Origin of the sequence: Microbacterium sp. KUDC0406, from assembly GCF_021582875.1 — a bacterium.
Taxonomy (GTDB): Bacteria; Actinomycetota; Actinomycetes; order Actinomycetales; family Microbacteriaceae; genus Microbacterium.
Genome location: NZ_CP091138.1, coordinates 3,230,529 through 3,244,211, shown reverse-complemented (window position 1 = coordinate 3,244,211; position 13,683 = coordinate 3,230,529). Strand labels below are relative to the sequence as shown.

Annotated in this window: 13 protein-coding genes; 5 read left to right on the top strand and 8 right to left on the bottom strand. The window is 70.7% G+C overall.

Annotated elements, in window-relative coordinates; all coding sequences use genetic code 11:
* Positions 1 to 14: 14 nt before the first annotated feature.
* From L2X99_RS15985 to L2X99_RS15975, 3 genes are all read right to left on the bottom strand, one after another.
* Complete coding sequence (locus L2X99_RS15985; protein ID WP_236125892.1) at positions 15 to 1,841, bottom strand: lipase family protein; 1,827 nt, start codon at positions 1,839 to 1,841, stop codon at positions 15 to 17.
* Between the two features lie 162 nt (positions 1,842 to 2,003).
* Positions 2,004 to 3,170 carry a sensor histidine kinase gene (locus L2X99_RS15980; RefSeq protein ID WP_236135384.1) on the bottom strand — a complete coding sequence of 389 codons (1,167 nt, stop codon included), beginning with the start codon at positions 3,168 to 3,170 and terminating at the stop codon, positions 2,004 to 2,006.
* Positions 3,170 to 3,865 carry a response regulator transcription factor gene (locus L2X99_RS15975; protein WP_236125894.1) on the bottom strand — a complete coding sequence of 232 codons (696 nt, stop codon included), beginning with the start codon at positions 3,863 to 3,865 and terminating at the stop codon, positions 3,170 to 3,172. The genes L2X99_RS15980 and L2X99_RS15975 overlap by 1 nt, the downstream gene beginning before the upstream one ends.
* 142 nt (positions 3,866 to 4,007) lie before the next feature.
* Here L2X99_RS15975 and L2X99_RS15970 point away from each other — a divergent pair, with 142 nt between their 5' ends.
* Both L2X99_RS15970 and L2X99_RS15965 read left to right on the top strand, forming a co-directional pair.
* On the top strand, positions 4,008 to 4,460 hold the full coding sequence (locus L2X99_RS15970; RefSeq protein WP_236125895.1) for a DM13 domain-containing protein: 453 nt from the start codon (positions 4,008 to 4,010) through the stop codon (positions 4,458 to 4,460).
* Positions 4,457 to 4,951, top strand: a complete 495-nt coding sequence (locus tag L2X99_RS15965; RefSeq protein WP_236125896.1) for a DoxX family membrane protein — start codon at positions 4,457 to 4,459, stop codon at positions 4,949 to 4,951. Before L2X99_RS15970 ends, L2X99_RS15965 begins: the two co-directional genes overlap by 4 nt.
* Here the strand turns inward: L2X99_RS15965 and L2X99_RS15960 are convergent.
* Together L2X99_RS15960 and L2X99_RS15955 are read right to left on the bottom strand one after the other, a co-directional pair.
* Positions 4,878 to 5,336 carry a J-domain-containing protein gene (locus L2X99_RS15960; protein ID WP_236125897.1) on the bottom strand — a complete coding sequence of 153 codons (459 nt, stop codon included), beginning with the start codon at positions 5,334 to 5,336 and terminating at the stop codon, positions 4,878 to 4,880. The genes L2X99_RS15965 and L2X99_RS15960 overlap by 74 nt on opposite strands.
* 47 nt (positions 5,337 to 5,383) lie before the next feature.
* Entirely contained in the window at positions 5,384 to 6,253 is an 870-nt protein-coding gene (locus tag L2X99_RS15955; RefSeq protein ID WP_236125898.1) for a VOC family protein, read from the bottom strand.
* A gap of 82 nt (positions 6,254 to 6,335) precedes the next feature.
* Between L2X99_RS15955 and L2X99_RS15950 the strand changes: the two genes are divergently transcribed.
* The 3 genes from L2X99_RS15950 (at position 6,336) to L2X99_RS15940 (ending at position 10,526) form a co-directional block, all read left to right on the top strand.
* On the top strand, positions 6,336 to 7,460 hold the full coding sequence (locus L2X99_RS15950) for a hypothetical protein (RefSeq protein WP_236135383.1): 1,125 nt from the start codon (positions 6,336 to 6,338) through the stop codon (positions 7,458 to 7,460).
* Between the two features lie 65 nt (positions 7,461 to 7,525).
* Entirely contained in the window at positions 7,526 to 8,872 is a 1,347-nt protein-coding gene (locus L2X99_RS15945; RefSeq protein WP_236125900.1) for an HNH endonuclease signature motif containing protein, read from the top strand.
* 334 nt (positions 8,873 to 9,206) lie between these two features.
* On the top strand, positions 9,207 to 10,526 hold the full coding sequence (locus L2X99_RS15940; RefSeq protein ID WP_236125901.1) for an MATE family efflux transporter: 1,320 nt from the start codon (positions 9,207 to 9,209) through the stop codon (positions 10,524 to 10,526).
* A 20-nt stretch (positions 10,527 to 10,546) separates the two neighbouring features.
* Here the strand turns inward: L2X99_RS15940 and L2X99_RS15935 are convergent, their stop codons facing one another.
* Genes L2X99_RS15935 through L2X99_RS15925 form a run of 3 tightly spaced genes read right to left on the bottom strand, consistent with a single transcriptional unit; the run spans position 10,547 to position 13,613 of the window.
* Entirely contained in the window at positions 10,547 to 11,725 is a 1,179-nt protein-coding gene (locus tag L2X99_RS15935; RefSeq protein WP_236125902.1) for a hypothetical protein, read from the bottom strand.
* The gene (locus L2X99_RS15930) at positions 11,716 to 12,462 is read right to left on the bottom strand and encodes a response regulator transcription factor (protein ID WP_236135382.1); all 747 of its coding nucleotides are present in this window, start codon (positions 12,460 to 12,462) and stop codon (positions 11,716 to 11,718) included. Before L2X99_RS15930 ends, L2X99_RS15935 begins: the two co-directional genes overlap by 10 nt.
* Positions 12,459 to 13,613, bottom strand: coding sequence for a sensor histidine kinase (locus tag L2X99_RS15925; RefSeq protein WP_236125904.1), 1,155 nt, complete (start codon positions 13,611 to 13,613; stop codon positions 12,459 to 12,461). Before L2X99_RS15925 ends, L2X99_RS15930 begins: the two co-directional genes overlap by 4 nt.
* Positions 13,614 to 13,683 lie beyond the last annotated feature (70 nt).

The window sequence follows — 13,683 nt, the reverse complement described above, 5'->3', positions numbered from 1 at the left end:
CGCCCGGCCGACGTTCAGCCCGCGGCGCAGGCGGCCGACGCCTCCACGCCGTCCAGCCGGTCGGCCGTCCAGGCGAAGACGTCGTCCATCGCCGGAGAATCGGCGGCCACGAGCGAGAGATGGTCGCGGCCGTCGTAGCCGCGGAAGTCGATGTACGTCCCCGCCCCGCACTGCCCGGCCGCGTAGGCGGACTGCATGTCGAAGCGGATCAGATCGTCCGACATCCCCTGCCCCAGCAGCACGGGCACCTCGGACTGGGCGGGCGGCATGTTCTGCGTCAGCCGCTCGCCGAGCGGGCCGGTCGCCGGGTCCTTCCGGAAGATCTCGGGGTCGTCGGTGAGGGCGAGCACGGAGAGCACCGAGACCAGCATGTCGGGGGCCGCCAGGCAGCGTCTCGACATCTCGCGCACCGTGACCTCGGCGCCCGGGCGGATGTAGTTGCTGAACCTGACATCCGGATAGATCCCGCTGTACCCGCTCATCACGAACGAGGCGAACACGCTGCCGCCGTCGACGTCGGGCAGGTGCGCGACGAGCGCCGTCAGGTCGCTCGCCGGCGCGAGCGCGACGACGCCGTCCAGCGGCACGTCCGGGACGTAGTCCGCGCCGATCACGCCGCTCCACAGCGCCGCGCCGCCGCCCTGAGAGTGACCCCACGCGACAGTCTGCTTCGTGAGCCGCGTGCCGTCCAGGTCGCGGGCGGCGCGGACGGCGTCGAGCTCGGCGCGCGCGCTGTCCTCGCCGATCAGGTAGGGGTGCGGCCCCTCGGTGCCGAGGCCGATGTAGTCGGTGGCGACCATCGTCCAGCCGCGAGCGATCACGTCGTCGAGCACGAACATCGCGCCGGAGCCGAACGGGTCAGTGGCCAGCGATGGCGCGCAGGACCGGTCGAAACCGGTGGTGCCGTGATGCCAGGCGATCACCGGATGGGCGTCCTCGTCATCCGGCGCGACGACGATGCCGCTCGCGACCGCCGGGCTGCCGTCGCCGTGGGTGGTCGTGTAGAGGATGCGCCAGGCGACGGCATCGTCGGGGACACCCCGAGTGAACGGCTCGGCGCGGATCAGCTCGCCCGGTTCGCCCGGCACCGTGCGCGGTGCGACGTAGAACTCGTCCACGACGGGGCTGCCCTCGCGCAGCGTGACGCTCGCGACGAGGGCGCCGGCGGCGAGCGCGACGGCGCAGACCGCGCCGATGGTGCGCATCCAGCGGCGCGCGACGGTGTCGGTGCGTGGTTCGTCGGTGCGTGGTTCGCCTTCTGCTCGACGCTTCCACACGATGGCGATGAGCGCACCGATCCCGGTGAGCGCCAGCGTGGCGCCGAACACGACCGCGACGACGAGCAGGGTGATGTCGGGCCAGACGAGGGCGAGGATGCCGAAGACGATCGCCGCGGCGCCGAGCAGTGTCTCGGAGATGCGCCGGTCAAGGGTGAGCCCGCGCTCGGCGAGGGCGATCGCGATGCCGATCGCGCCCCGGGCGATCAGGGCCACTCCGACGACCACGGCGAGCCCGCGGACGGTGAGACCGGGCAGGATCAGCACGACGAGCCCGATGACCACCATCGCGATCGCGAGCAGCATCCGAAGTCGCGGACGACGGATGCCGGGCAGCAGCAGCTCGAGCACTCCCGCGACGATGAGACCGGCGCCGATGAGGATCGCGAGCACGCCGAGCGAGGTCGTCGGTCGGATGATCAGCACGACGCCGAGGGCGATCGCGATGAGGCTGAGGGTGGCGCCGACCGGCCACGGCATCCGCGCCAGCCAGTGCGTGGCGGCGCGCCGGACGCGGGTGACGATGCCGGCGCGGTCAGCGGGTTCGACGGGGTCGGGGGTCACGGCATGAGCCTACTGGCGGGCGTGCGGCGCCTGCTTACCCACCGGTCGTTGAGCGAGCGCAGCGAGACCAAACGCCCACGTCGCCCAGGAACCTCACGACGCTTCGTCTCTGCGTTTCGTCTCCGCTCCTTCGTCGCTCCGCTCAACGAGCACCTGCGTCGCTCACTCAACGACCGGGATGGCGTCCGTCGGCATGAGGACGTTCATCCGGAAGCCATCGTCGGTGCGCTCCGCGTAGACATCGCCGCCGTGGGCGCGGGCGAGGCCTCGGGCGATCGCGAGCCCGAGCCCTGCTCCGGATGCCACGGGGTCGTCCGCACCCGCGGACCGTGCCGGATCCTCGCGCCAGCCCACCTCGAACATGCGGTCGAGATCCTCGACGGCGACGCCGGAGCCGTGGTCGAGGATGCCGAGCACGAGACGGCCGTCGTCGACCTCGGCCGCCGTGACGAGGACCTCGCTGCCGGCGGGCGCGTGCCGGATGGCGTTGGTGAGCAGGTTCACGATGATCCGTCCGAGCTGATGAGGGTCCGCCCACAGCACGTGCCCCTCGACGCCGCGCTGGACGATCCGCACGCCGTGCCCGTCCGCGGCGGCGCGCACATCCGCGACCGCATCCGAGACGATGTCGAGCAGCTCGACCTGCTCGGTGCGCAGCTGCACCGTCCCGGAGGTCAGCTTCGAGAGCTCGAACAGGTCGTCCACCATCCGGCTCATGGTCTCGACCTGCGCGCGCACGTCGCCCGCGTACCGCTCTGGATGCGAGGACGCGCCGTCCTCGATCGCCTCCGAGAGCGCGCGCACCGCGGTCAGCGGGGTGCGCAGGTCGTGCGAGATCCAGGCGAAGAAGCGCCGGCGTGCCGAGTCCAGCTGCTCGAGCTCCTCGCGGGCGGCGTGCAGCCGAGTGGAGACGTCCGCCAGCTCGGTCGAGAGCTCGTCGAACTCGCGCAACCCCTGCGGACCGGGGGCGACGACATCCCCCTCCCCCACGCGCCGCACCGCCGCGGCGAGCCGCGACATCCGCCCGCGCATGAGGCGCGCGAGGATCCAGGCGGCGCCGAGGCTGAACAGCAGCGAGATGCCGATCACCCACACCAGCACGCTGAGGTCGTGCGGCGAGATGTACATCTCGAGCGAGATCGCCAGCACCGACAAGGTGAGCGAGACGGCGGCGACGGATGCCAGTACGAGCAGCTGCACCAGCAGGGTGCTGCGGCGCATCCCGCGCAGCACGAGCAGGCCGAGCGCCGAGACGACCGCGGTGCACAGCAGGCTGGTGCCGGCGATGAGCAGGACGTCCGCCGCGCCGAGCGGCATCATCTCCGGCATCAGTCCGCGCTCCCGGTGACCGAGAACCGGTACCCGGCGCCCCACTCGGTGTGCAGGTATCGCGGCTCGCGCGGATCCCGCTCGATCTTCTCGCGCAGCCGCCGCACGTGCACGGTGACCGTCGAGGCGTCGCCGACCGTCCAGCCCCACACCTCGCGCAGGATCTCCTCGCGCGCCAGCGTGCGGTCGGGGTTGCCGACCAGGAACACGAGCAGCTCGTACTCGCGGCCGGTCAGGGAGATCTCGTCACCGCGGACGCGCGCCCGGCGGCGGGCCGCGTCGATCTCGAAGTCGCCGGCCGCGAAGGCCGCCGGCGCCGGTGCCGCCTTGGTGCGGCGCACCAGGGCATCCGCGCGCAGGAGGAGCTCGCGCAGCGCGAAGGGCTTCGGCACGTAGTCGTCGGCACCGGATTCGAGTCCCTCGATGCGCTGCTCCACTTCGCCGAGCGCGGTGAGCATCATGATCGGCACGTCGCTGCGGGAGCGGATGTCGCGGCACAGTTCATCCCCGCTGATCCCGGGCAGCATCCGGTCGACGATCACCAGATCGGGCAGGCTCGCGTGCAGGTGGTCCCGCGCGGACACCCCATCGCCGAAGGTGTCGACGACGTAGCCGTGCCTGCCCAGGTAGTCGCCGACCGCACCGCGAACGGTCGGGTCGTCCTCGACGACCACGACGCGGTTCGGCTGCTCCATGTCGACAACGCTAATCGGCGGATGCCTCGTAACGAGGGTCCTTACGGTTCTGAAAGCTCCGCCCACCGGCATCCGTTCGCTTCCTAGCGTCGTTCACACGCTTCGAGTGCGGCATCCCGCCGCCCGGCGGAAGGAGAACATCATGCGCAGGACCCCTGCGATCGCGACCGCTCTGCTCGCCCTCGGCCTCGCCCTGGCCGGCTGCAGCTCGCCCGGCGCGATGGAGAAGGACAGCACGCCGATGAGCGAGGAGAGCATGGCACCGTCGGCTTCGGCAGACGACATGATGATGGCGAAGGTCTCGGGCAAGTTCGAGGGCCTGAACGGGAAGGCCGTGAGCGGCGATGCGACCGTCGAGGACGGGAAGGTCGTGCTCTCGGGCTTCTCGTCGGATGAGGGCCCCGACCTGCACGTGTACCTGACGAACGGCACCGACGAGGCGGCCGTCGGCGAGGGGATGCTGGTCGACGCAGTGGCCTTCGACCAGGAATCCCAGACGTTCATGATCGACGACGTCGACGTCTCGAAGTACTCCTACGTCGTGATCCACTGCGACAAGGCGAAGGCCGTGTTCGGGGCGGCGAAGCTGTCATGACCCCCAGCGCCGCCCTGGCCGGGCCGCTGATCGGCGGCGCGGCCAGGGTCGCGGTCGGCATGCTCTGGCTGCTCGAGGGCATCGAGAAGTACCGGGCGGGGTTCGGCGCATCCGACATCCTGCTCGTCGCCGACGGGGCGGCGCGCAACCCGCGCACGCCCTGGTGGTTCGGTCCGCTGGATGCCGGGATGCAGGCGCTTCCGGTGCTGTTCGGGTTCGCGATCCCCGCGCTCGAGGTGCTGCTCGGGGTCGTGCTGATCGCTGGGCTGTTCACTCGGCTCGCCGCGCTGACGTCGATCGCGACGCTGATGCTCTACTGGGGCTCGGACCAGCTGGTCGATCAGTATCCCGTGATGGTGCTGCTGAGCGCAGTGGTGCTGGCGGTGCCGGCGGCGGGGAGGTACGGCGTGGGGATGCTCATCGACCCGTGGCGCGCGACCGGCGCTCACGCCAGGCCGCGACCTCGGCATCCACGTCGCGTGTCTTCGTGACGACCGGCGGGCCGCCGAGCAGCTGTCGCCGGGCCTCGATGACGCGCCGGTTGAACTCCTCCAGGTGCGCGCGGACGTCCTCCTCGCGACGGAACCCGTCGAGCGTCGCCTGCATCTCGCGGTCCTCGGCACGCAGCAGGATGGCAGGCGGTCCCAGACCGGTCAGGTTCTCGGTCTCGATCTTGCGCCGGATCCACCAGTCCGGGTCGTGGTGCGTGCCCAGTCCCTCGATCGGCTTGCCGGCACCGGGCAGATTGTCGAACGCCCCCTGCCGGATCGCGACCTGGATCGCGGTCTCCACCTGCTCGGCCATGTTCTGCGCGTTCAGCGCAGAGCCACGAGGGGCGGATGCCGCAGCATCCTGCTCATCCTTCGGATCCGTCATCCTGCACCTCCGCTGCTGCCAGCCTACGCGGATGACCGGGTGGTGGCTCAGCCGACGGATGCCTGCAGCAGATTGCTCCACGGGTCGTCGAAGCTCACCGTGCGGCCGTCGTCACGCACCGCGAAGCCGTGGTCGCGCAGCCGCTCGGTCAGCGCGCCGAGCGCGTCGGCGTCGGGAAGCGTCAGATCTACCCTGCCCAGTCCGAGTGCCGGCATCCGGGGCCCCGCACCGCGCGATTCCCAGACGTTCATCGCCATGTGGTGGTGATACCCACCGGCGCTGACGAACAGGGCGCTGGTGCCGAGCGACGCCGTCGCGTCGAAGCCCAGCGCGTCGACGTAGAAGCTCTTCGCCGTCGCGACATCCCCCACCGACAGGTGCACGTGACCGACGGATGCCGCGTCCTGAGCCGTTGACCCCTGCAGAACGGCCTCGGTCAGATGCTCGTCCAGGTACGCGTTCGGGTCGAGGTACAGCGTCGCCATCTCGACCTGCCCGTGGGTCCACGACCATTCGGTGCGGGCCCGGTCCCAGTACAGTTCGATGCCGTTGCCCTCCGGGTCGGTGAAGTAGAAGGCCTGGCTGACCAGGTGATCCGCGCTGCCGGTGAACGTACCAGGAGCGTTCCTGGCCACCGAATGCACGGCGGCGGCGAGCGCGGCCTGCGATTCGAACAGGATGGCCGTGTGGTACAGCCCCGCAGACCCGGATGCCGCGTGCCGCAGTCCCGCCTCATGACGCAGCACGACGATCGGATTCCCCGCCCGGCCGAGCGTCACGGCGTCGCGTTCGGCGGCGAGCACCTGCAGCGTGACGACGTCGCGGTAGTACCGGGTCATCGCGTCGAGGTCGCCGACCAGCAGAGTCACCGCGCCCATACTGGTGGCGTCAGCGAGGCGGTCGGGTGCTGCGATCATGGTGGGTTCAACGGCGGATGCCCGGCCGACATTCCGCCGTCAACGTCGGATGCCGGACATAGAGTCGCTTCGAGGGGGGACCATGACAGCGTCGCGGCGACATCACACGCTCGGCAAGAGCGCCGTACTCATGGGCATGCTGACGTTCTTCGCGCTGCTCACGCTGATCGCAGTGACCGCGATCACCGGGAGAGTGCTCGACATCCCCCTACGCGAAGCCGGCGCCGACTGGATGCGCTGGGCGTTCGCCTCCGAGCCATGGTGGTTCGCGTTGGCGCTCGGGATGATGTTCGTCGGCGTGCAGCTGCTCACCTCGCCCCGTCTGCACAGTGGAGGCGCCGGTGAGCAGTCGGTACGCAACTGGGTCGCCGGCATCACGGTGACGACCGCCGCCGCAACCGGCGCCGCCTGGCTGCTCGCCGCGGGAATCGGTGTCGGCTGGGCATTCACGGTGCGGCCGCTGACGACGCTGCCCATCGCGGCGGTCGTGTTCACCGGGCTTGCGACGGCACTCGTCGTCGCCGGCGGAGTGCTGGCCGGCCGCTACTACCTTCTGCGCGACCCGCTCGAGCGACTGACCGTCGAGCTTCATGACCTCGAGCGCGAAGTCGCGTTCCGTGCCGAGGATTTCACCAGCACCCTGCGCGAACGTCCGTGGGCGATCGGCTCCGTCGGGCTGTTCGTGCCTGCCGTGGCGATCACGGGCCTGGCGTGGCTCGTGGATGTCACGATTCCATCGTTCCCCGGTCCGACGGCGGCTCTGGCTCTGGCTCTCTTCGTCGCCTCGCTCACGATGGTCATCGATGTCCCCGGCTACGCGAAACCGCAGCAGCGAATGATCGCTGGCCTCGCCTGGCTCGCGCACACCATGTCGAGCCTGGGAATGGCACTTCTGGGTGGCGCGGCCCTGGTAGCACCGTTCCGCGCTGCGCCACGCTGGTACGCGGACATCGCCCTCCTCGCGCTGCTGCTCCTGGTGTTCCTGTTCTCCATGTGGCTGGGGCGTGCGATCCAGCGCGGGGCAGAGCGCCATGGATTCCAGCACCGGATGCTGGCGTGGACCTTTCCCTTCACCATGTTGGTCCTGTCATCACGCGGTGCCGAGAGCCGCCTGACGGCCAAGCGACGCGAGCTGGATGACGCGGTCGAGGAGGACTCCTCGGATACTGCCGACATCGCCAGCATCCGCGCCTGGCTGCTTAGCTGAAATATTCGTACACAAGTCTGTCTATTCTCCTTGTCTTTCGTAGTTCTGTTCGATATCCTGGAGGCATGGCACAGCACCTGACCGCACTTCTCGAGACCGTCACCGGTCTCGAGACGGCGTGGGCGGAGGCTGCGGACGCGACTGAGATGACTCGCGATCAACTGATGCGCGCGAGCGAGGAACTCACGCTGGCGCGCCGCCAGATGGATGCCCTGCTCGCCGAGGTCGCAGCCGAGATCTCACACGAATCACGGACCGAACTCGGCCCGGATGGCCTGGCAAAACAGCACGGCTACCGCAGCACCACACAGCTGATCGCAGCATCGACCCGCGGAACCACGGGCGAGGCGGCGCAGCTCGTGAAGGTCGGCGAGGCGATCGCTCCGCGCTCCAACCTGCTCGGCGAGAAGCTGCCGGCGAAGTACCCGTTCTTACAGAAGGGCATCGCCTCGGGCGACCTGAGCATGGTCGCCGCGGCGCAGATCATCGCCATGCTCGACCGGGTGCGCATCAAGGTCGGCACCGAGAAGACGGCCGAGGCCGAAGAGTTCCTCACATCCCGTGCCGCAGGGCAGTCACTGGACAATGTGCGCAAACTGGTCGTGAATCTTGAGGCTCACCTCGATCCCGACGGCATCGAACCCTCCGAAGAAGAGCGCCGCGCCCGACGGTCGGCGACGATGTTCGAACGCGACGGCAACCTGCACGTGCACCTGGTCACCCCGGTCGAAGAAGGCGCGCCGATCCGTGCCGCGGTGCAGGGCTACGTCTCGGGTCAGTTCGCCGCCCGCAAAGACGCGGTCGACCCCGACGGGCCCGACGCTGACCACCGCACCGTCCAGATGATGCAGGCCGACGCCTTCACCCTGTTCTGCCAGCACATGCTCGCCTGCTCCCACACGGATGTTCCGCTGCACGGCGCGACAGTGATCGTGCGCATCGGACTCGAAGACCTCACTTCCGGAACCGGCCACGGCACCATCGACGGCGCCGACGCCCCGATCAGCGTCAGCGCCGTGCGGCGAATGGCAGCCGGTGGCAGCGTCATCCCCTGTGTGCTCGGCTCCGGCAGCGAGATCCTCGACTGGGGTCGCGAGAAGCGACTCTTCACCAGGGCACAGAAGCTCGCCCTGGCCGAACGCGACGGCGGATGCGCGATGTGCGACCTTCCACCAGGCATGACGAAGGCCCACCACCTGCGCTGGTGGGAACGAGACGCGGGCCCCACCGACCTCGACAACGGCGTCCTGCTCTGCGAGAGCTGCCACCATCGCATCCACGACAACGGCTGGGAGATCCGCATCGACGGCACCGGCACGGCCGCGCACGTCTGGTTCGTTCCGCCTCCGCACGTCGACCCGTCCCGCAGGCCCCGCCTCGGAGGGCGTGCTCGATACGCGATCGCGGCGTGATCCACGTCGGACCCGGAGCGCGGGCCTCCCCGGCTCTCGCGGGGGGCGGGGCGTGACTGCGGACGCCCTCGGATCCTGACCCAGGGCACGGCTCGCAGGCACCCCGGGCACCCAATCGCCCTCCGCCCCCGGCTCAGCGCGAACGCGCCGCAGCCCGACAACACCCCCGGATCCTGACCCAGAGCCCGGCGCGCAGGCGCCCTGCACCCGGCTTCTCAGGTCCCCGCGTCCTGAGAGATCAGCATCCCCGCTCCCCCGACCTGCGGTCTCTCCGGGCTCCCGATCCCCCAGGCGAAAGGAAGTACCGTCCCCGTACTCCAATAGGCTCGAACCCGTGCCGTCCCCGCCCCTGAACCGCGAGATCCTGCGGCTCGCCGTCCCCGCACTCGGGGCGCTCGTCGCCGAACCGCTGTTCCTCATCGTCGACGCGGCGCTCGTCGGCCACCTCGGCACCGTGCCGCTCGCCGGCCTCGGCATCGCCAGCGCCGTGCTGCAGACCGTCGTCGGCCTGATGGTGTTCCTCGCCTACTCCACCACCCCCGCGGTCGCGCGCCGCTTCGGCGCCGGCCGGCCCGGCGACGCCGTCTCGGCCGGCATCGACGGCATGTGGCTCGCGCTCGGCCTCGGCGCGGTGCTCGCCGTGGTCGGCGCGCTCGCCTCACCCTGGCTCGTCTCCCTGTTCGGAGCTTCCGAAGCCGTGGCATCCGAAGCCCGCATCTACCTCTCCATCTCGATGTGGGGGCTGCCCGCGATGCTCATCGTGTTCGCCGCCACCGGCCTGCTGCGCGGCATGCAGAACACCGTCACCCCGCTCTGGATCGCCGGTCTCGGCTTCGCCGCGAACGCCCTGCTGAACTGGCTGTTCATCTACGGGTTCGGCTGGGGCATCGCCGGCTCGGCATTCGGAACCGTGCTCGCCCAGTGGGGCATGGTCGGCGCCTACGCTCTCGTCGTGCAGCGCCTCGCCCGCCGGCACGGCGCCTCGCTGCGCGCGCAGCGCGACGGCATCCGAGGCACCGCCCGCTCCGGCGGCTGGCTCTTCCTGCGCACCGTCAGCCTGCGCGTCGCCCTGCTCGCGACCGTCGGCGTCGCCACAGGTATCGGCACCGACGAGCTCGCCGGCTGGCAGATCGTCTTCACCATGTTCTCCACCGCCGCGTTCGCCCTCGACGCCCTCGCGATCGCCGCGCAGGCGCTGATCGGCAAGTCACTCGGCGCCGGCGACGACCGCGAGGTGCACCACGTGCTGCGCCGCACCGTCGCCTGGGGCGCCTGGTTCGGCGCCATCGTCGGCGCGATCGTCGCCGCGCTGTCCGGCGTGCTCGGGCTGCTGTTCACCGGCGACGCCGCCCTCGCGACCCTCATCCAGCCCGCCCTCATCGTGCTGGCGGTCGCCCAGCCCGTCGCCGGCGTGGTCTTCGTGCTCGACGGAGTGCTGATGGGCGCGAATGACGCGAGGTACCTCGCGGTCGTCGGCGTGCTGAACCTCGTGCCTTTCCTGCCCGCGCTCTGGATCATCGCCGCCACCGGGGTCTCCGGCACCGCGGGCCTCGTCTGGCTCGCAATCGCCTTCTTCGGTGTCTATCTGCTCGCCCGCCTCGGCACACTCGGCTGGCGGGTCAGGACGGACGCCTGGATGAGGATGCCCGCCTGACCCGAGAGCATGCGGGCACCTCACGCCTCGCGGCTCTCCCTCAGTTCGAGCTCGTGCAGCCCGTGCGAGCAGAATCCGGCATCCGGCGCGACATCCGCCTCGGCGTCGACCACCGCCCCGCGACCGGCGCGGTGCATCGCATAGCCCCAGGCCGCCAGCCCCAGCGTCGGACCCCAGAGCCAGAACGGGAACACCACCAGGAACTCCAAGACGGCCTCCGGAGCGAGGGTGAACTGCCCTTCCGCGATCTGCACGATGAACTCCGCCCCACCGGCGATGAACAGCACCGACACCGTCATCGCGGCGATCACGGGCAGCCCGACCGGCACCGGCCGTCCACCCAGCCCGGCGAACCAGCGCGGGAACCGCTCGCCCCACGGCCGCACCAGACCGAGCGTGAGCACGCCCGCCATCAGCATCCCGAAGCCGAGCATCAAGCCGGTGATGAGCATGTCCGGGTGCGCAGTGAACTCGCCGCGGTCGCCGCCGAACAGCGGCCACGGGGTCAGCCAGGTCGCCCGGACGAACGCATACGGCAGTGCGCAGCAGGCGGCGACCACAGTGATCGCAGTGCGATGCGCCAGCACCCACCGTGCGACGCGCCCGCGTCCGTCGCGTCCGTCGCCGATCGCCCCCAGCACGATCGTGGCGGCCAGCGCGAGATGCGCGAGCGTCACCGCGATCCTGGGCAGCTGTTCGCCGAGCGACGTGACCAGCATCGCCGGCAGCGGCGCTCCGTCGAGGGTGATCGCCGCGACCACGCCCACCGCGACGAGTGCACCGATCACGACGATCCCGACCAGCGGATGCCGGATCGCCAGCAGCAGAGCACCCGCGATGACGATGCCGAGCGCCGTCAACGCGAACGTGTACCCGGCGACCGGGATGATCCCGCCTGGCGAGAGCAGCAGCACCGCGACGGTCACCACCACCGACATCACGCCGAGCGCGGCCGGCGACTCGGCACCGCGGGCGCGGGCCAGGAGCACGATCGAGACCACCACGCCCGCCACCCCGGTGAGCAGCCCGATGAGTGCGGCGGCGCCGCCGTCCACGACGCGGTCGAGCAGCCCTGGTGGCATCCCGGCGTACCAGTCGGCGACCGCGGGCACGGTGAGGCGCAGCAGCGACAGCGCGGTGATCACGGCGGCCGAGAGCGCCGCCAGCAGAGAGAGGATCGTTCTCGTTCTCAGTTCCATCCCCTCACGGTAGGAATCGCCGTGGCGCCTCCGCGTCGCCCGCAGGGGCGATCGCCCTCACCCTGCGGGTGACTCCCCTGCGCGCCGCCGGGTCGCAGGATGCCGTTCTCATACGCCCAGATGACCACGTGCAGCCGGTCGGGCAGACCGAGTTTGGCGAGCACCGCCTTCACGTGCGTCTTCACCGTGTTCTGCGACACGAACAGCCGCTGCGCGATCACATCGTTGCCGGCGCCGGAGGCCAGCAGCCGCAGCACGTCCTGCTCCCGAGGGCTCAGTGCGGTCAGCGCGGCATCCGCGTCACCGGTCGCCGCGCCCTGGCGCACGAATCCCACCATGGCCGCGATCGCGGCATCCCCCATCGCCGCCTCTCCCGCCGCCACCGCGACCACCGCGTCGGCGACGGCCTGCGGAGTGGCGTCCTTGGTGAGGAACCCGCTCGCTCCGGCGCGGATCGCGCCGAACACGTACTCGTCGAGGTCGAACGTGGTCAGCACCAGCACCCGGATGCCGGGCCGGATGCGCCGCACTTCAGCGGTCGCGGCGATGCCGTCGGTCCCCGGCATCCGCACGTCCATCAGCACCACGTCGACGGCGCGCGCTTGCACGAACGAGATCGCCTCGTCGCCGGAGCCGACCGACCCGACGATCTCGATGCGCTCATCTCTGCCGAGCATCATCGCGACCGCCTCGCGCAGCAGTTCCTGATCATCGGCGAGCAGCACCCGCACCGTCATCGGGCCTCCTCCACCGGCAGCACGGCGCGCAGCCGCCAGCCGCCCCCGGACCGGTTCGACTCGAGCGTGCCGCCCACCAGGCGCACGCGCTCGGCGAGCCCGGCGAGCCCGGTGCCCGTGCCGAGCCGGGAGCCGGATGCCCCGGATCCGCCGTCGTCGTCGATCACGACCGTCAGTTCGGACCCCCACTCCAGGCGCACTCGCACGCTGCGGGGCGGAAGGGTGTGCCGGATCGCGTTGGTCAGCCCCTCGCGCACCACGCGAAGAAGTGCGAGCAGCACGGGAGCCGCGAGCGGTCGGCGGGCGCCGTCCTCGGTCAGGTCGACGCGGGTCTCGGGGCTTCGGGCGCCACCGATGACATCGCCCAGCGATTCGAGACCCTCCGCGGGCTGCAGCGGCGCGTCATCCCGCACGATTCCTCGCATCCCGCGCAGCGCATCGCGCCCGCTGTCCAGCACCACGTCCAGGGCGCGTTCGCCGACCTCGGGCTGTTCGCGCAGGAATCCGCGGGCGACCTCGGCCTGCGCGATCATCACCGTCAGCGAGTGCGCGACCACGTCGTGCAGCTCGGCACTGATGCGCGCCCGCTCGTCGGCAAGCGCCGCGCGCACCCGCGCTTCCTGCTGCTCCGCCGCCTGCACGCGGCGCAGGCGCTGCAGCAGGCCGAACGCCCATGCCGCGGCATTCGCGGCGACGAGCCCGAGGAAGGCGCCCAGCCTCCAGATCGGATCGACCAGCTCGGGTGCCATGAGCGCCACGACAGCCGAGCCGACGACGGCAGTGCCCATCGCGAGCAGCGCGTACCGCCACTCGCCCCGCACAGCGACCTGATGGACGCAGACCAGGTAGGCGAGCGCAGAGGGGTACAGCGCGGTGGTCACACCCGCCGCCACCGGGAACAGGGCGAGCAGCAGCATGATCACGCTGGCCGCAGCGAAGGCCGCGATCGCATACCGGGACGCGAGGAACGACACCGCGTGCAGGGCCACGAACAGCGCGCCCGCGGCGATCGCGAACGGCAGGCTGAGCGCGGTCGGCTGCTGGGCGAGGGCGACCAGCGACACCGGAAGCAGGATCAGCGTGAGCAGCCCCGGCACGAGCAGGTCGAGCCGCACGGACGCGCGCGGCGTCGAAGCGGTCGTGCCCGTCATGCCCCCATGCTGACATGGGCTCCGTTTCACGACATCACCCGGACGGGTGAGCCGCGAGTCGTCCTGCACA

Bases quoted from the DNA above. Each gene is read 5' to 3' on its own strand.
- L2X99_RS15980 (WP_236135384.1), bottom strand. From the start codon at position 3,170: ATGCCGGAGATGATGCCGCTCGGCGCGGCGGACGTCCTGCTCATCGCC.
- L2X99_RS15975 (WP_236125894.1), bottom strand. From the start codon at position 3,865: ATGGAGCAGCCGAACCGCGTCGTGGTCGTCGAGGACGACCCGACCGTT.
- L2X99_RS15970 (WP_236125895.1), top strand. From the start codon at position 4,008: ATGCGCAGGACCCCTGCGATCGCGACCGCTCTGCTCGCCCTCGGCCTC.
- L2X99_RS15965 (WP_236125896.1), top strand. From the start codon at position 4,457: ATGACCCCCAGCGCCGCCCTGGCCGGGCCGCTGATCGGCGGCGCGGCC.
- L2X99_RS15960 (WP_236125897.1), bottom strand. From the start codon at position 5,336: ATGACGGATCCGAAGGATGAGCAGGATGCTGCGGCATCCGCCCCTCGT.
- L2X99_RS15955 (WP_236125898.1), bottom strand. From the start codon at position 6,253: ATGATCGCAGCACCCGACCGCCTCGCTGACGCCACCAGTATGGGCGCG.
- L2X99_RS15950 (WP_236135383.1), top strand. From the start codon at position 6,336: ATGACAGCGTCGCGGCGACATCACACGCTCGGCAAGAGCGCCGTACTC.
- L2X99_RS15945 (WP_236125900.1), top strand. From the start codon at position 7,526: ATGGCACAGCACCTGACCGCACTTCTCGAGACCGTCACCGGTCTCGAG.
- L2X99_RS15935 (WP_236125902.1), bottom strand. From the start codon at position 11,725: ATGGAACTGAGAACGAGAACGATCCTCTCTCTGCTGGCGGCGCTCTCG.
- L2X99_RS15930 (WP_236135382.1), bottom strand. From the start codon at position 12,462: ATGACGGTGCGGGTGCTGCTCGCCGATGATCAGGAACTGCTGCGCGAG.
- L2X99_RS15925 (WP_236125904.1), bottom strand. From the start codon at position 13,613: ATGACGGGCACGACCGCTTCGACGCCGCGCGCGTCCGTGCGGCTCGAC.